At 46.9% G+C, this 16119-nt stretch carries 17 protein-coding genes and 3 pseudogenes; 10 read left to right on the forward strand and 10 right to left on the reverse strand.

Features of this window, described 5'->3' with window-relative positions:
• Positions 1-30 precede the first annotated feature (30 nt).
• Positions 31-780 carry a superoxide dismutase gene (locus ON05_RS16645; protein ID WP_010475983.1) on the forward strand — a complete coding sequence of 250 codons (750 nt, stop codon included), beginning with the start codon at positions 31-33 and terminating at the stop codon, positions 778-780.
• 28 nt (positions 781-808) lie between these two features.
• Here ON05_RS16645 and ON05_RS16650 read toward each other — a convergent pair whose 3' ends face one another.
• Together ON05_RS16650 and ON05_RS16655 are read right to left on the reverse strand one after the other, a co-directional pair.
• Positions 809-1198, reverse strand: coding sequence for a nuclear transport factor 2 family protein (locus ON05_RS16650; protein ID WP_010475981.1), 390 nt, complete (start codon positions 1196-1198; stop codon positions 809-811).
• A gap of 91 nt (positions 1199-1289) precedes the next feature.
• Positions 1290-1745, reverse strand: a complete 456-nt coding sequence (locus tag ON05_RS16655) for a glyoxalase/bleomycin resistance/extradiol dioxygenase family protein (RefSeq protein WP_010475980.1) — start codon at positions 1743-1745, stop codon at positions 1290-1292.
• Between the two features lie 708 nt (positions 1746-2453).
• Here ON05_RS16655 and ON05_RS38125 point away from each other — a divergent pair.
• From ON05_RS38125 to ON05_RS16670, 4 genes and pseudogenes are all read left to right on the forward strand, one after another.
• Positions 2454-3368, forward strand: a complete 915-nt coding sequence (locus ON05_RS38125; RefSeq protein WP_010475978.1) for an AAA family ATPase — start codon at positions 2454-2456, stop codon at positions 3366-3368.
• A gap of 15 nt (positions 3369-3383) precedes the next feature.
• Positions 3384-4472: pseudogene (locus ON05_RS16665) on the forward strand (ISKra4-like element ISAcas2 family transposase).
• Positions 4473-4536: 64 nt separating this feature from the next.
• Positions 4537-5034 (forward strand): annotated as a pseudogene (locus ON05_RS38585) (ParA family protein); the annotation flags it as partial.
• 5 nt (positions 5035-5039) lie between these two features.
• On the forward strand, positions 5040-5621 hold the full coding sequence (locus ON05_RS16670; protein WP_262561881.1) for a hypothetical protein: 582 nt from the start codon (positions 5040-5042) through the stop codon (positions 5619-5621).
• Here the strand turns inward: ON05_RS16670 and ON05_RS38590 are convergent.
• Positions 5622-7009, reverse strand: a pseudogene (locus tag ON05_RS38590) (ISKra4 family transposase).
• A gap of 103 nt (positions 7010-7112) precedes the next feature.
• Here ON05_RS38590 and ON05_RS38595 point away from each other — a divergent pair.
• Positions 7113-7211 (forward strand): Rho termination factor N-terminal domain-containing protein, encoded by a 99-nt coding sequence (locus ON05_RS38595; RefSeq protein ID WP_085945154.1) that lies wholly within the window; start codon positions 7113-7115, stop codon positions 7209-7211.
• A gap of 70 nt (positions 7212-7281) precedes the next feature.
• Here the strand turns inward: ON05_RS38595 and ON05_RS16690 are convergent, their stop codons facing one another.
• The 4 genes from ON05_RS16690 to ON05_RS16705 are packed head-to-tail and all read right to left on the reverse strand — an operon-like array spanning position 7282 to position 11624.
• Positions 7282-8025 (reverse strand): DUF4340 domain-containing protein, encoded by a 744-nt coding sequence (locus ON05_RS16690; RefSeq protein ID WP_010471346.1) that lies wholly within the window; start codon positions 8023-8025, stop codon positions 7282-7284.
• A complete protein-coding gene (locus ON05_RS16695; protein ID WP_010471348.1) occupies positions 7988-9748 on the reverse strand; it encodes a Gldg family protein in 1761 nt (586 codons plus the stop codon). The genes ON05_RS16690 and ON05_RS16695 overlap by 38 nt, the downstream gene beginning before the upstream one ends.
• Before the next feature lie 53 nt (positions 9749-9801).
• Complete coding sequence (locus ON05_RS16700; RefSeq protein ID WP_010471350.1) at positions 9802-10572, reverse strand: ABC transporter permease; 771 nt, start codon at positions 10570-10572, stop codon at positions 9802-9804.
• A complete protein-coding gene (locus ON05_RS16705) occupies positions 10569-11624 on the reverse strand; it encodes an ABC transporter ATP-binding protein (RefSeq protein WP_010471352.1) in 1056 nt (351 codons plus the stop codon). Before ON05_RS16705 ends, ON05_RS16700 begins: the two co-directional genes overlap by 4 nt.
• A 118-nt stretch (positions 11625-11742) precedes the next feature.
• On the opposite strand from ON05_RS16705, the gene ON05_RS16710 reads away from it, so the two are divergent.
• Positions 11743-12579: a PD-(D/E)XK nuclease family protein gene (locus ON05_RS16710; protein WP_039779491.1), complete on the forward strand. Its 837-nt coding sequence runs from the start codon at positions 11743-11745 to the stop codon at positions 12577-12579.
• Positions 12580-12612: 33 nt separating this feature from the next.
• Here ON05_RS16710 and ON05_RS16715 read toward each other — a convergent pair whose 3' ends face one another.
• Positions 12613-13221 carry a rhomboid family intramembrane serine protease gene (locus ON05_RS16715; protein ID WP_010471356.1) on the reverse strand — a complete coding sequence of 203 codons (609 nt, stop codon included), beginning with the start codon at positions 13219-13221 and terminating at the stop codon, positions 12613-12615.
• Positions 13222-13304: 83 nt separating this feature from the next.
• Between ON05_RS16715 and ON05_RS16720 the strand changes: the two genes are divergently transcribed.
• Both ON05_RS16720 and ON05_RS16725 read left to right on the forward strand, forming a co-directional pair.
• A complete protein-coding gene (locus ON05_RS16720) occupies positions 13305-13784 on the forward strand; it encodes a hypothetical protein (RefSeq protein WP_010471358.1) in 480 nt (159 codons plus the stop codon).
• Positions 13785-14071: 287 nt separating this feature from the next.
• A complete protein-coding gene (locus ON05_RS16725; protein WP_010471360.1) occupies positions 14072-14551 on the forward strand; it encodes a CPBP family intramembrane glutamic endopeptidase in 480 nt (159 codons plus the stop codon).
• Positions 14552-14631: 80 nt separating this feature from the next.
• On the opposite strand, the gene ON05_RS16730 is transcribed toward ON05_RS16725, so the two are convergent.
• Positions 14632-15012: a hypothetical protein gene (locus ON05_RS16730; RefSeq protein ID WP_010471362.1), complete on the reverse strand. Its 381-nt coding sequence runs from the start codon at positions 15010-15012 to the stop codon at positions 14632-14634.
• A 461-nt stretch (positions 15013-15473) separates the two neighbouring features.
• Between ON05_RS16730 and ON05_RS16735 the strand changes: the two genes are divergently transcribed.
• Positions 15474-15650, forward strand: a complete 177-nt coding sequence (locus tag ON05_RS16735) for a hypothetical protein (RefSeq protein ID WP_010471364.1) — start codon at positions 15474-15476, stop codon at positions 15648-15650.
• A gap of 109 nt (positions 15651-15759) precedes the next feature.
• Here ON05_RS16735 and ON05_RS16740 read toward each other — a convergent pair whose 3' ends face one another.
• Complete coding sequence (locus tag ON05_RS16740; RefSeq protein WP_010471365.1) at positions 15760-16023, reverse strand: Mo-dependent nitrogenase C-terminal domain-containing protein; 264 nt, start codon at positions 16021-16023, stop codon at positions 15760-15762.
• Between the last annotated feature and the right edge of the window lie 96 nt (positions 16024-16119).

Here is a 16119-nt window from a genome sequence, read left to right on the forward strand (position 1 = left end):
AAGAACTGAGGACTTTTTCGGGTGTAAGTTATGCGGTTTCGATTCTCCAATACGCTTCTAGTGATCGTTATGTTCGTCAGCGTGGTGACCTGGAATGCCATGCAGCCTGCTGCATGGTCTCAAGCATTGACGGACTCTCCAGATAGCAATCTGATTGCCCAGGCCGATGAAGGCTTTACAGTGCCTCCCCTTCCCTATAGCTACTTTGCCCTGGAAAAATACATCGACACCAAAACCATGAAAATCCATCATGATAAGCATCATGCTGGGTATGTCAATAATTTGAATGCTGCCATCGCCAAGCACCCCAACTTAGCGGGTAAATCCGTTGAAGATCTCCTGACAGATTTGAATGCCGTGCCCGAGGATATTCGCACCGCAGTCCGCAATAATGGGGGCGGCCATGCCAATCACACCCTATTTTGGGCCAGCATGACCCCGAAGGCCGAAGGCAAACCGACGGGCAAACTCGCCGACGCGATTGAGGAAAGCTTTGGCAGTTTTGTGGCCTTCCAATCCGAATTCAAAAAAGCGGGTTTAACGCGATTCGGGAGCGGTTGGGCTTGGCTTGTGCTCACCAAAGATGGCGAACTAGCCGTCACCAGCACTCCCAACCAAGACAGCCCTCTTCTAGACGGAAATATTCCGCTACTGGGCAATGACGTCTGGGAACATGCCTATTATCTGAAATATCAAAATCGACGAGGCGACTATTTGGATGCCTGGTGGAATGTCGTTAACTGGGCCGAAGTAGAATCCCGCTATCAGGCTGCAACCTAATCCATTCTCCGACCCCTCAATGGGTCAGTTATTCCAGCTCGTTGGGGTCCGTCGAAAAATGAATATGTCGGATTTTCCAGGCGTGTTGATCGCGCTCTAGGAAAAAGGTAGACCGCACGCCGGGTCGGGGCTGGTTGCTATATCTCACCTTGGCAATCACACAAGCGGCCTCTCCAACTTGAAAAACATGCATCCCTTCAGTTACAAGTTCAACAATGGTACCCGTCGCAAAAAACTGGCTGACTTGCTGGAGGTGATGGTCTAAATCCGTTGCGTCGCAACCTGCATGGTTATCGAAATAGGTGATCTGACCATCATCAACATACAGATTTCGCAGTGCTGCCAGGTTGCGATCGTAAAAGCACTGATTATATTGCCGTAGGAACTGCTCAAATTCTTCTAAGGTGGGGAGAGTCATGGAAGCGTTTTAGAGTGGCGGGCTTATAAAGTCTCACTGGATATCCTGTGGGGACACAGCTTTGCCGAGAACTCTGGGCAGGCCCCAATCCTTAAGATGCTTTGGCCATCATTTGATTGAAGATGGCGATCGCATCCTGAGGCGGCACTTCTTTCACTTGAGTCGCCAGGGTCCAGGTATAGCCAAAGGGATCAGCGACAGTGGCTGTGCGATCGCCCCAAAACATGTCCTCTGGTTCACTTACACTGGTCAGCCCAGCGTCTATCGCTTGCTGATAGCTAGCATCTACATCAGGCAAGTAAAGGTAAAAGGCCACGGGTGATTGAGGATCAGGAGCTTGTCGGGGTGAGCCTTCAAATTCATCACTCATAAACAAATGGGAATCCCCAATCATTGCGGATACATGCATCACTGTGCCATCTGGCGTTTCCAACAAAGTATCCACGGCTAACCCAAAAGCCTGTTTATACAATTCAATGGCTGCTTTGGTATCGCGATACGTCGCGTTCGGTGTCATCGTATGAAAACCAGCAGGCCTGTAATCCATAGGACATTGCTCCAGTAGTGAGGCGAATTTTTATAGTACGTTTGTACTTTTATGATATCAGGTCTAGTGCAGAGTGCATGTCATCTGCACAACAATCCAAGAGCAATGAGACTGTCAATCCTGCTGCATAACTTGCAACACTGCTCAGGTCAAGTGATCCAGATAAGGTCTTTGGGAGCGGTTAACTACATCCATATACCGACCGCCAGTAACCTTGGATGGTCCAGCAATGACAGCCACTAAGCACAAACAGCTAACAGCCCGCAATCGGTTTAGATTATCTGTAGTAGGGGTCCGTTTGAGTCTGGTAGTCCTAGCAATGTTTGTAGTGTCCAGGCTGTTCAGCTTTTTCCCATCGCTGCAGTCATTGTGCCGTTTACACTGCTCATTTTAGGGAGTTAGATGTCTATCAACACGCTCATCCCTTAACAATCAAATCAGCAATTATGAAAATTAAATAGGTGGTCTGAAAACGATTAATTTTACCAATTAAATTATTTTCTGAAGGAATATTTTTAAGCCTTTATTTGACATAACATCACTCGAAAATGGGCAAGCTGAATACATTACCAGGACTGTTACTCAACGAGCAATTATGTCTCGAACGCTGATCTAAATACCAACAACCAATTAACGCCCCACATAGAACCACATAGCTGATTAAAGCCAGACTGAGAAACAGGTTTGGGAAGAAAGGATAAACATACAGTGAGTCAAGATTCTATTGCAGTTCATGATCAAAAAGCTTTAACAGCTTTACGAGCAGCAATTAAGTCAATTCCCCCAGAAGGGAATGAGAGTATAGTCATAAACAATTTTCTGATACCCTTTATTGATTTTTTAGGGTATGGACCTGAAGAACGTTATCCCAACTTCCCAACGGGAAGAGGTAGACAATCAGTAGATTTTGCATTACGAAAAAACTTCACTTCAAATGATCTATTTCAACAGACAAAAAGCAATCCAGAAATTTTAGTTGAGGTTAAACGCCCCAATATAAATATAGACTGTGGAGCGGGATATCGTAATACTTGCAGTCAGCTCAAAAATTATCTCCTTTCAAGAAACTGCAAGTCAGCTGCTTGGGGAATAATGCTGAATGGTAAAAATATACAAGTCTTTAGAAAGCATGGAAAAGCCATTTATCCTGCCACTCCTCTACTAAAAACTGATGAAGATACTATAGAAAAATTATCTGCTCAGATAAAAATCATGCTTGCTAGTCCTCGAAGAGGAATTATCGCTGCAGTTTATAATAATAAAGGTGGAGTCGGCAAAACTACAACAACTATTAATCTTGCTGCAGCTTTAGCTATGGAAGGAAAAAGAGTTTTAGCTGTAGACTTTGATCCTCACCAGAGAGATTTAAGCACTTCTCTTAATCTCTTAGAAAACATTGATTCTCTGAGTTTATATGACTTCTTAATAAACCCAAAAGAAAACAGTATAAAAGACACGATTAGAACCGTTGACTATAAGATAAAAGCTTGGAGAGAGAAGAATTATTCTTTTGATGTAATTCCATGTAATAATCAATTCGTTGATTCAAATATAAATTCTCATTCCTCTACAACGGGAGCGTGTCACTTCTTTGAGAGGAAAATGATAATTGATCTTAGATGATCCCTCTTATTGACTATGACACCAGAAGAAGAACAAGAATTCAATGCTTGCGTCACACGCATTTCAGAACTGCTGTATCAAGACTCCCAATCCCAGTCTCTGCCCATGAAGACTTTGGCAGAGATTGAATGCACCGTTCGGACTCAACTGCAAACTCATGTGTCGCCTCAAATGGGTCTTTTTTATCGACCAAGTTAGCCCGCCAGATGTCGGAGAATATCGACGGACCTTAAAAAGCATTCTGGGCAAACTCAACCTCACTCGGACCCAAGCAACAGCCCTCAAGGTCAAGCCCAACAGTCAGTTAAGCCCCTACTTAGAGATGTGCGCCCTGCGTATTAGTGCCAATGTTTCCTATGCCCATGCATCAGAGGATCTAGCAGTTTTAACGGGTATCACAGTCAGCTCCAAAACGCAGCAGCGTCTCGTTCATCGTCAAACCTTCAGTCCACCCTCTTTGACGCAAGGAGTCACTCAGCTCAGCTTAGATGGGGGCAATATTCGGTTGATTACTCCAAAAGGGGAACCCTGCCACTGGCGTGGTTATAAAGCAGTTCGCATCAATGGCGATAGGGTTGGCTTGGCCTACTATCAAGACCATACTTCCCTCTGCCTGGCGGTGAACCGCTTCAGATTTGCTGCAAGGGTTTACTGTCTTGGGGATGGTCATGTTGGGATTTGGAAGCTTTACCGACAGATGAGACTGCCAACTCAACAGGAGCAGATCCTAGACTGGTTCCACTTGATGGAGAATTTACATAAAGTCGGTGGGTCACTCAAACGGCTGCAGCAAGCTGAAACCTTTTTGTGGAGAGGGAAGATTGATGAGGCCATCGATTTGTTCTGTGGTTTGAGCAAACCTCAGGCTAAACGGTTCTGTCAGTATTTGCGAGACCACCGAGAGCGGATTCCCACTATGGTTACTATCAAGCTGAGGGAATACCCATTGGCTCTGGTGCCGTTGAGTCGCTTGTTAAGCAAATTGACCGAAGGACAAAGATTTCAGGTGCGCAATGGCAAGAAAAACATATCCCCAAAGTCCTAGCTCATCGCTGTGCCTATCTCAATCGACAACTTGACTCTATTTTTCTCCTGAAAAAGTGACACGCTCCCCTCTACAACAAACACATTAGAGCAATTTGTTTTTTTAGATTCTTTAAGAAAAAATCTACTTCCTTTAGCTGATGATTATGATTACATTCTGATTGATACCCCACCTAACTGGAATTTTTTTGCTCAACGGGTAATCTATGCAACTGATGTAGTTCTTATTCCTACAAAACATAACAATATCTATTCTCTAAAAAATGCCGTAGATGTTGTTCACAAATTTATTCCTGAAATTCAAACCTACAGAAAAGAACGAGCGAAAGGCAAAAAGATCTTAGACAATGGTCCTATTGCTTTACCTATCTTCTGGAATGGAGAAAGAAGATCTAATGCACGAGAAGACGAAGCAAATGCAAAGATCAAAGAACTGATAAGCCATGACAGTGAAAGTTTAAGACCTTACTTTTTCCCAGATAAAGCAGATAAAGTGATGCACGAAATTCCTGAATACGCCAACATAGCTAATGCCGCTTTCTCATCAACACCTGCTGTCTTTATTAATAGACAAGCCAGACAGCATTATGCCAATTTAGCTAGAGACTATTTTTTACAGTAACAACCATGAAAGAATCTATTGGGTCGCTGAAATATATTTATCTTGACGAAATTGAGATGAAGGAGACTTCTACAGTACATTCCTTCATAGTTAATGCAATAGCTGAAGAGTTAGCTAAATCTAATGAACATAACTATATCCCAATCATCATTAAAGAAACCAGTGCCGACTCATATGAAGTTATCGGCAACTCATTTATCTATGAGGTAGCTCAAGAAGCAGGTCTGGAGAGAGTTTGGTGCATTGTAACTGACGGTTTAGAAAAGACTATCTCAACTACAAAGTTATTAGCACGAGAAAAATCTCCAAAAATAAACCTTTCAATCGCAGAAAGAGACGACATTATTCAGGCACTAGATTATGTGATTAATCTGTCTAGTAGCCCATTAAAGAAATTAGATAAATCAAAAGCTACTACCAAGATTAGTAATTCTCCTACAAGAAAGTATTGGAAAAATCTAGATGAAATTTCTAAATTAAAGTGTGGTATTACCAAGGGCAAAAAATTAAAAATATTTGAAGAGATCTTTTATTTAACCCCAGAACCATTTCCTGCAGTGATAAAAGACCCAGCGATACGGGCGTAGCTAATGGATCGGGGATGCCTTAGACTTCGGAATGGTTACCCCTGGGAATAGGGAGTCAAACCGTTGATTGACCCAGGCAAGCCGCAGCATGAGTAGATGATTGAAACCATCCTCACTCCAGCGCATACCAACCCCCTTAAAGCGCTGTTGAATCAGCCACTTACAAGCACTTTCGACCATTCCTGACCCCAGCGGTATCTGTAGTTGTTCAAAGTGGCGATATTGGATGTGTCGCAGATGGCGCTGGAAATAAGCCTGTACCTGGAGCAACGTCGTAAAAGATTTGCCCGTAAACAATTGTGAGTGAATCAACATCGTCAAGGACCGCAATACTAATAGGTGTTGCCCATGTCGCAATTGGTGTCGCCAGCGCCGAAACCAGGCTTGGGCTTGAGCAGAGCGAGCATCCCCAAACATCACTTTTGTTGCTCGTGCAAGATGGCCTGCTGCATGAAAAAATCGAGAACTGCCACAGCACAGTGAGAGAACAAGGTGCGGTAGACTCGCCAGAAGCCTCGCCCCCATCACTCAACCAGATGACGCTTGGGGCCGATTCAAAGTCTTGTTTGCGGGCTTCGAGTTGCAGTAAGGGGATGAACTGGTCGATATCGCCCAATACTGCTACCAGTCTTCGACGCAGTAGTTGGGGGACACTCTTTTTAGCTCGGGTGAGCCGTGTTCCCAGGCGGGCTAAGATAGCGACTTTAACTTCTCGCCACTGGATTTTCCCTTGGGGGTTTTCGGAGTGGGGCGAAAGGGCACCATCACACCGTCAGCAGCAATGGCCAAAGGCAGAGCAGACAACACCTCTGAAATCGCTTCACTAGGAGCCTGTTCACCTGATGCTTGAGCTTTGAGTTGAGCCTCTAGCTCCTGATAAGCTTTGTTGCCCATGACTTGCACCCAATTCCACAAGCTTGATGAACTGACGGATAAACCACTCCACTGACTCAGCATCCAACTGGCCAGTTCATAGGGCATAAATAGACTTAACAAGCAGCCTAGACGCACCAGTTCTTTACTGCTGTGCTGGTAAGAGGTAATCCCAATGGATTGGTCCAGAGGAGCTGATAGACTACCTGGACACCCTTTTGGACAACGACCCACCCGTCGCTTTCAGTAAATATTTCCCACCAGTGTCTGCATCTGACGAGATTCCCATCCCTTCGAGTGCAAGCGGGTTCCGCAGGTGCTACACCTAGGCCATTCAAATACTGTTTTGCTCGCCGTGAGAGTTCATCCTCCAGAAGCCATCGAGCCAAATACAAACCCATTTGCAGAACGATATAAACCATCTGACTCAGGCTGGGTGATTCTTTGAGTGCTTCGACCTGTTCTAGAAATTCGTGATGCTCTAGTACGGTTGGCAATTGCGATGTTAGGCTCATGACAAGTTTTTGATTCGGGTACAGGATCTATTGTCCTTGACCCGTTTTTCTTTGAGCCATACATCCCCGATTCTGTGCTTACGCCCCAGCGATACTAGATAGTATGACAACATCAGATCTTAAAGCTTTAGCTAAGACACGAGAGTTATCAGGATACTCGAAGCTAAAAAAAGCTCAACTGGTTGAACTCTTAAGTCAGTAGTTGTAGATAATCTTTCCCTAAGAATATTGATTGGCCTCAAAAAGCAATATTCCCCACAGCACCAAAATATCTACTGAGGTACTTGAGGCGGCGGTAGGGGAATTGAGGGGCCAGGATCAATAGATGGGGTGGGAGGCACGGCGGGAGCTGCGGGCTGCTCCGTTTTAGTTGGGGCCTGCCATTCTGTTAAGGGTCGGTCGATGGCACTCACAAAAGACGTCGGCACAAGAACCACTTGCAGATTTTGACCAGAATCGACGTCAGGATCGACCTGAGCATAGATAAAACTTTCCGTTGGATCTTGGCCACCCAACACTAGCGTATGAGTTTGCTTATTTTTGAGAACGACCTTGACATTGCCTGGAGACTTCTCAAAGCCAAATTCTTTTTGGCGCGTCGGTTCTACCGATAACGTTCTAGGGCTCTTCGTTGTTGCTAGAAGGTTGAGCAAAAAGGCAATCGCCGCTTCATCAGCAGGCTTATCTTGCGGCTTCTTCATCCGCCACGTATGGGGAAAACTCTGTTTCGAACGCTCAAACACTAGCGCCAGTTGAGGCGTCCTTACCGTTAGGGTAGCCACCTGATCTTCATCGAACTGGAATAGCTTGAGGACTTGCTCTTGCTGCTCTGTAATTTCTTCTGGGGTATCTTGAGAGCTGATCCACAGAAAGACACCCACCCCACCGATGATAGCCGTACAGAGCAAGATCATCGTTGTCGATTTAAGCTTCATCCCTTTATTGACAGTCAAAATTAGTTCGTTTTCCTCTTCTTTCTTATCGTCGTTGCCACCATAGAGCAGCTGCCGTCGCAAACGCGGTTAACGGCAATAGCACAATCCCAAACACGCTCAGCAGCATATTCACTTGGTCAGAAATGGCTAGGGTTCTTTGAATCACTCGCTTAGGACGAATAGACAGGGTCGGATCATCGCCATCCATAATCAGCCAAGACACCGCATTGACGAAAATATCGCGATTCACCGTCTGCTCAAAGTAGGGGTCATCTTTGGCAAAATCAGAGTCGCCAATAATCACCACTCGAGCGGCCTCACCTTTAATTTCAGGTTGGAGAGACTCCGCCGTCGGGGGGGATACCGATTCTGTGGTTAGGGGAGGCGTAGGAGCCAAGGAAGGGCTAGGAGCCGCCTCCGTATTAGGCGTAACACTAGGGCTAGGAGCTGCCTCAGCAGCTGGAGAGGCTGTCGGGGTTGGTGATGAACTCGAAGGGGACGGAGAAGAAGAGGGTTTCGGTGCAGGCTTTGTTTTGGCAGGGGGAGCAGAGATAGACCGTTTAATCGCAACCCCAATGGTTAATGGACCTTTGCGATCGCGTCCTTGATCCAGCTGAATTTGCTGGCCCGTCAGATCCGTCTCCGCCCATGACGCTTCACTTGTTTGTAAGAGAGGCGTCACTTGTTGACCGGGCTGTTCTTGCACATCCACGGCTTGGGCAAAGGGAAAGAAAGACAGCTTTTGACTAAAGCTCTCCGTAATGGGATGTTCACCATAGGTCAAGGCAGCGGGCCAAGCCAAGCGGGCATGTTTGGGATCAACAATCAGCCGACCATCTAATGTGGCACCCATGACTTCGAGAATAGGCTTTAAGCCGACATCCACCTCGGGATCCAGCATCAAGAATAAATTGCCACCCTCTTTGAGGAAATCCCGAATTAGGGTCACTTCTGCTTCTAGCAATGGTAATTTCGGCCCCGCAATCACCAACACATCTGCATCATCAGGAATTTGTTGCTGGAGGGATAGATTCAGAGGTTCGACGGTAATCCCTTCCATCTTCAATTGATTAATTGCCCCTGCCAAGCTCTCTGTAAACCCCGATAAGGGCACTTCATTATGCCCCTGAATCACGTAAGCTGTAGCTTGTCGCTCATTCGTTAACAATGCGATCGCAGGAGTTAACGTGACCTCGGACAGCCCCGAAGACAGCAACTTCATACGCTGGTCATACACCAAGCTAATATCACCCAAATTTCGAATATTATGCTTGCGGGCTAAGCCGGGTTCCGCTTGGGGATCGATAAACCGGAACTTGAACTTATCGGGCTGCTGTCGTTGGTATTCCTTCAGCAGTAACTGATTCTGCAACACAATCTGACTTTGAGAATCGGAAGCAGATGGATCATTGCCGATAAAGACCAACACTTCCACAGGTTTAGGGAGTGCGGACAACACATTCCGAGTTTGGGGCGCGAGGGAGTAGGTTTTCTGTTCTGTAAAATCTGCTCGATAGGGATAACGCACAACAATAAAGTTCACCAAGCCCAAAATCACCAACACCGCCAGGGTTGCCACCAAGGCATTGGTACCGGATTGGGTGGATCGCCACTGCCACCATTGATTGGAGGGCGATAGTCTTTGCCATCGCCACATTAAAGAGATGCCCAACAGCGCCACCCCACTCAACATCACCCCCAGGGGTAGCGAAAACCACTGACCAGAGACAAACCCAGCGGAGAAGCCTGCAACCATTAAGGCCACACTAAACCAGCTCAGCAAATTGATGACTTTAGAGCCCACCCTTGTCACGTCTGCACTTCCATTCTGAAACTTCAACCCCCCTGTATCGCATCCTAGCGTCGCTGGAACCGTAATAAATCAATGGATTGGGCTGTGAGAAATAAACCCAAAATAATGTAACTCACAAATAAGATCACACTGCTCATATCCAAAACGCCTTGGGTTAAGGTGACGTAGTGTTTCACCAGCGACAGCTGATCAAAAATAGCCACCCAAGGCTCTCCCCAGCGTTCTCCCAGCAAAAAAAGCAGCGATAAGATCAAAATCAAAGCATAGGTGAGGATAATAGCCAAAATAGAGCTATCGGCCAGGGATGAAATAAACAGTCCCAGGGATAAAATGGCCGCCGCCAACAAAAAGAGTCCCAGATGACCCACGATAAAAACTCCGGTGGTAATCGGTGGATCCGCATGACTCAAGAACAAAATCTCGAGGACACCCACTGGCACCATCAAAGTCACAAATAGGGTCCACACCGCTAGGAGTTTCCCCAACGCTACGGCCCAATTGGTAATCGGGGAGGTAGCCAGCAACTCTAACGTTCGATGGCGGCGTTCTTCGGCATAGAGCCCCATGGATAAGCTGGGCATGATAAACATTACCAACCACCACATGCCGGATAAAAAGGATTTCAGGCTTTCTTGGGGCACATCTACCACCTGTCCAGCGGTTTTTTGTGCCGTCCAGAGCTGAACTTCACTCACAAATAAGCTACAGGCCAATAGCCAAAAGACACCAGCAATCACATAGGCCAACGAAGATTTAAAGTAACCCTGTAGTTCTTTGCGAAAGATGGCCACGATATTGTTAAAAATCAAAATCATGACAGGTCCTCGGCATTGAGTGGATCGGCCTCTTCCGAAGATGGAGTGGGATGTCTGTTAGCGTCAGAAACAGGTAGTTCAGCTGGGTCGATCTCTGACTCCGTAGACGTATCCACATCTTCTTTCGTGGTTAACTCTAAATAAATTTCTTCCAAACTCGTTCCTAACCGCCGCATCTCATACATGGCCACTCCGGCATGCACTAGAGTATGGGTCAGTTGTTGTCCCACTTGAGGATCGGGGTTACAGGTGACTCGAACTTTACGACGTTCAGAGGGCTGGGCTGATAACCATTGCCAAGTCAGGACACCTTCTAGAGATTGTAAGGAGTGTTCAACGCTATCGAGATCCCCCTGCACATCCAGCTCATAGATCAGCTGCTCTGTTTGCTGGGCTTTTAGATCGGCCAGGGTATTGGTAGCCACTACTTTGCCATTGTTGATAATAGCTACTCGCTGGCAGGTCATATTCACTTCTGGCAGAATATGGGTCGATAAAATAACGGTTTTATCGGCGGCCAAGGATTTAATCAAATTGCGCACATCAATAATTTGGCGAGGATCCAGGCCAATGGTAGGCTCATCCAAAATAATCGCTGGGGGATTATGGACAATCGCTTGGGCAATCCCGACCCGTTGGCGAAAGCCTTTGGAGAGTTTATGAATGAGCGTTTTTTGCACATCCTGCAAATTGCACTGCTCCATGGCCCATTGCACTCGCTGGGGGCGATCGCCTGCGGACAGTCCTTTCAAACGTCCCACAAAATGTAGATAGCCCTCTACCGTCATATTGGGATAAAGGGGTGGCACTTCTGGCAAGTAGCCAATCCGCTGGCGGACAGCCATAGGATTCTCATGAACTTCAAACCCTGCAACGGAGGCGGTGCCCTTGGTTGCGGGTAAATAACCGGCCAGAATACGCATGGTGGTGGTTTTACCTGCACCATTAGGTCCCAGCAGCCCTAGAATCTCTCCAGGCTGGGCCGCGAAGCTGACATCTTGCAGGGCTGTGGTTGAGCCGTACACTTTACTGAGGTGTTCAACCTCAATCATGGCATTTTTGCACTGAGTTACGATAATCGAAATTCCCCCACCAACCTAGCTTATCGCCCGTTTGCATTCCCTGACACTCCTCAGTGTGACCCAGTCAATATTCTTTCGTTCCCAGATTATGCAAAATATCCATCAGCCCATCTGGCAACTCTCCCAAGGTCATCTCAATCTGTTGGAATCTTGCCCTCGCAAGTTTCAGCATCGTTACTTGGACCGCCTTGACACATCCGTGGGGATCGATGCCCATCCCCATCAACAGCTCGGCTCTCAATTTCACCAGCTGATGCAGCAGCAGTCTTTGGGACTCCCCATCACTCCCTTGCTAGAAACAGATGATCGATTACAAGCGTGGTTCGATGCCTTTCTGCAGTACCCACCCCAGATGATCGAAGGAGAACAGGAGAGTGAACACCAGCGCCTGTACTGGCAAGATGGGTTTGTGCTGGTGGCCATCTACGATCTCTTGATTCAAAATTCTCACCAGGCCCAGATTGTGGATTGGAAAACCTATCCGCTCCCCAAACAGGCTGATCGTCTGCGGACCCATTGGCAAACTCAGCTCTACCTATACGTGTTAGCCGAAACCAGCGAGTATCCGCCTGACCAACTTTCTATGACCTACTGGTTTGCTGAAGCCTCGGCCCAATCCGGTGGCAAGGCCAGCTTTCTCACCTTCCCCTACTCCAAAGCCCAGCATCAAAAAAACCAGCAATCTTTGGCTGATCTACTCGCTAAATTACGGCAGGAATTGACGGATTACGAAACGGGTGGAGCAATGCCACAAGTAGCCTTAAACGATGGCAAATGCGTTTCTCCTAACCATCAATGTGAATTTGCAGAGCGATGCCAAAGACGCCTGGAAGAAGAGGCTGCGATCGCATTGCAAGATACATTAGCCGATATTGAAGCGATGCCAGAGATTCCTTTAGCGGAAACTGAACCTCTCTCAGATTAAAGTTCTAAACGTTTTGACGACATGTACTCTGATCTACACCAATTTAGGAAGCGTCGTTTGCAGCCAGTCCTGAATTTGGGGCAGGTAGTAGGCACAAAGTCCCCCAGTGAGCACTCCAAATAAATGGCCTTGCCAAGACACCCCTCGTTGTAGCGGCAGAATACTCCAGAGAGTGCTGCCGTAAAGGAGGCCGACTAGAGTTGCCGTTGCGATCGCAACCCCGCTTTGCTCTACATAACCATTCATCAGCAGAAATCCCAGATAGCCAAACACCAAGCCACTCGCTCCAATATGGTTGGATTTAGATCCCGCAAACAGCCAAATCCCTAACCCGCCAATCAGCCAAACAGCAGCAGTAACCACCACAAATACTTGGGTCGAGCGCACCAGAATTAACCAGCCCAGCACCACCAGCGGCACTGTATTCATGGACAGATGCCGGAGATTGCCATGGAGCAGCGGAGCCAACACAATGCCTCGCAAGCCAATCCATCGCCGTGGCAAAATGCCAAATCGATTCAGCCAGCCTTTCAATATCAACGTATCTGCAATCTCTAGAACCCAGAGCACGCTGATAAAACCACCCAAAATCCGAACATGCAGTGCCCAGTCTGGATACGTCACAAAGGCATCGAAGTGCATAAACGTTTTAACCCAACCCTATTGATTCAGTGAGGAGGTTCAACAGCCCCTTCCACAACCTAGCAATCCTTAGGAGAAACATCATGAAAAAGCAACTTCTACTCGCCTTAGCCCTGAGCGGTACCGTCACCGGAGCCATCACCATCCTTCAAACCCCCGCTCAAGCCCAATCCCTCAATTGTGCGCAAGTCCAGAACCTGGGTACTCGGTACAACGATCAATTACTGAATGCTGTCAATCACAAAGTGGCCGGTAAAACCCACCGCATTAATAAACGCAAAAAGCTACGGATTAATCGCGTAGACGCTGTGCAATTTAATGGCTGTCGCATGAAAGTCAGAGCCAATGTTACCCTCAAACGCAAAGTCCGCCGGGATGCCCATGGCACCGTCAAAATGCAGGCTAGAGTGTCTTCTTTAGATTTAGCCCAACGGAAAATCTGCTATGACAGCGCCCGCGTCACCGATGTCAACCTCAGTCGCACCCTAGGAATTGGCGAGCGCGTTTACAAGTGGGTCGCTAATATCGTTCTTCCCAACCGTGGCTGTTACACCCTCCGTTAGTGAGAAAATCATGCTGCATCGAGACTCTCAAGAGTGGACTCGTTACCACACAGAGCGAACTCTTGAGAGAATAAAGATCCTGCGACTTCACAACCCACATCAGACCATCCTTGAAGATGATAAACCCGTCTTCACCGATACAAACATTCTTTGGATTACTCCTGGCGCTGGGTAGCTTGCCCTGTTTGGCTCTTCTACAAAGATCACCGCCAGATACTTGGATCGCTTATATTGTCGGACCTTTATGTCTGATACTTGCAGGCAGCTCTCTCCTGGCGCTCGTTCTCATGTGGGAACGTCTACCTTTAACCAGTATTGGTTTGAAATCGCCTAAGCTTGAAACCCTCGTTTGGGGTTTAGTCATGGTAGGTCTTCAACTGTATATCGTTACGCCTATCGGGACTGATCTCATCACCCTCCTCAATTTACCCAGTTTGAATACAGGCATTGATAAACTTCAGGCTTTTCCAAAGGGGTACTTATTACTCTTGGGCATCGTCTCTGGCTGTGTAGAAGAGTTATTCTACCGGGGATATGCCACCGAACGCCTCGGAGCATTAACTGGCAAGATAGAACTAGGCGGATGCTTGGCCTTAATCGCTTTTGCCTTATCTCACCTACCGTTTTGGGGTTTGGGTGGCGTCTTTTTTACGCTGTTTGGGGGAAGCATTTTCACGGTTTTTTATCTTTGGCGACGTGATTTGTTAGCCAATATGATGGCCCATGCAGCCGTTGCCAGTATTCAACTCCTATCTATTAGTGGTTAGGATAAGCAACCAGCGACCGCTTAACCGAACCTTCCATTGAGCCATTCTGGGCACAAGGCCACCGTCCACACTCTGGTCATCTACGGCAACAGAAACTCAGGAATGTCTAGAATATGCCAATGGACAAGGCCAACAATAACGATGGTATAGAGGGTTGAACTGCCCAGTCCTATCCAGAGTTCTCGCTGCCAGGATCGAGGTTGATCGGCCATCACCATATCCAACGCGCCGGACTGCATCATCAAGATGCCTAAAACATTAGAGAGCCAATATCCGGCAACAGTTGCTGGCAAAAAGGCATCAGGATAAGCCCAACTCACGGCATACCCAAAGACATAGGCAATGGGCAAATTGAAAAATAGATCGTTCCACCAAGATAGGGGCGAAAGCATATAGCCCACCCCAATCAACAGAGTATTTTTGATCGTCTTGCCATTGAACAGTTGCGTTAGAAAAGGCATTAAACAGATAAAACACTGCTCACACACGATATCAAATCAGCTCAGATTGAACGCAAGTGCCACAGCAGCCTCTCTCATGGTCTGGCCCGAGATCCTGTAACAAGGTTGCTTGGGTGATAGTCGAGATCTATGTCAGCCGACGCTTGAACGATGACAGCTTCTCTAGCAAAGGACGTTAGATAACATGCAAAATCTGCACCATATCGATGGCTAAAGCGGATATTGATGCGCGGAATGTTTATATAGAACAACTACCGTAAGGCTTGGCATGAGACTTTAACCCTTGCACACCGCCATTTTGGTTTAGCATTCCGCCCCAATGTCTTATCTAGTGCTGATGACGCCGACGCGATTTTCATACTGCACTAGGGCGTTGAGTTCAGTTCATCTAGCGGGTCTCAGAACAACTTATGAGCTATATCCAGGTTCTATGAGAGTATTTAATTAGCCAGTTCCCCTGCTTGCAAGGGTGCCAATTACAATACGACCCTGGCCCCAAAACCCTCTATGTAGACTGCCAACATCTCACCATTCAAGAATTTATCGTCAAGGAAATAGAAACCATTTCTCTCCTAGATATTGGGGTAGCCCATTTCATCATCACAGTCCCTCATGCCACCGATATTGTCCGAGACTAACATTTCAGCATCTTCACAAAGACGCTTGAATCTAGCTAGCGCAAATTCTTAGGAGACAAGCTTAGGTACTGCAAAAGATATCCCTGACAGGCTCGTTTAGATTGAAGCATTATGCGAGGGATTCTGTGTTGTGCTCTGCCAGAAAGCATAAGGCTTGAAATCTTAAGCATATAAGCTGCTCATAGAACGGATTCAGCTTACATAACGGCGGAATGCGCATCACTGGATGTCCAAATACGGCAATGGTCCGCGCAAACGGACACTGGGCAGGTATGAATCGACACAATAGATTGGCTTGGCGGCGATCATTAACATGAATGGCTTCCAGCCAGTGGCGTATGCCATCTAGGGGATTGATATTGAGTTTTATCACGTCTGTAGGCTCCTAATCACAGAACACAATGGTTACGTCTGTGAAAATTGAGAATAAATGATGAGGCTGAGTCTAAACCTGTAGCATTTAGCTTGG

Source organism: Acaryochloris sp. CCMEE 5410 (genome assembly GCF_000238775.2).
Classification (GTDB): Bacteria; Cyanobacteriota; Cyanobacteriia; order Thermosynechococcales; family Thermosynechococcaceae; genus Acaryochloris.

Coding starts and splice junctions, on each gene's coding strand:
- ON05_RS16645 (WP_010475983.1), top strand. CDS start 31: ATGCGGTTTCGATTCTCCAATACGCTTCTAGTGATCGTTATGTTCGTC.
- ON05_RS16650 (WP_010475981.1), bottom strand. CDS start 1,198: ATGACTCTCCCCACCTTAGAAGAATTTGAGCAGTTCCTACGGCAATAT.
- ON05_RS16655 (WP_010475980.1), bottom strand. CDS start 1,745: ATGGATTACAGGCCTGCTGGTTTTCATACGATGACACCGAACGCGACG.
- ON05_RS16670 (WP_262561881.1), top strand. CDS start 5,040: ATGAAAGAATCTATTGGGTCGCTGAAATATATTTATCTTGACGAAATT.
- ON05_RS38595 (WP_085945154.1), top strand. CDS start 7,113: ATGACAACATCAGATCTTAAAGCTTTAGCTAAGACACGAGAGTTATCA.
- ON05_RS16700 (WP_010471350.1), bottom strand. CDS start 10,572: ATGATTTTGATTTTTAACAATATCGTGGCCATCTTTCGCAAAGAACTA.
- ON05_RS16705 (WP_010471352.1), bottom strand. CDS start 11,624: ATGATTGAGGTTGAACACCTCAGTAAAGTGTACGGCTCAACCACAGCC.
- ON05_RS16710 (WP_039779491.1), top strand. CDS start 11,743: ATGCAAAATATCCATCAGCCCATCTGGCAACTCTCCCAAGGTCATCTC.
- ON05_RS16715 (WP_010471356.1), bottom strand. CDS start 13,221: ATGCACTTCGATGCCTTTGTGACGTATCCAGACTGGGCACTGCATGTT.
- ON05_RS16720 (WP_010471358.1), top strand. CDS start 13,305: ATGAAAAAGCAACTTCTACTCGCCTTAGCCCTGAGCGGTACCGTCACC.
- ON05_RS16725 (WP_010471360.1), top strand. CDS start 14,072: ATGTGGGAACGTCTACCTTTAACCAGTATTGGTTTGAAATCGCCTAAG.
- ON05_RS16730 (WP_010471362.1), bottom strand. CDS start 15,012: ATGCCTTTTCTAACGCAACTGTTCAATGGCAAGACGATCAAAAATACT.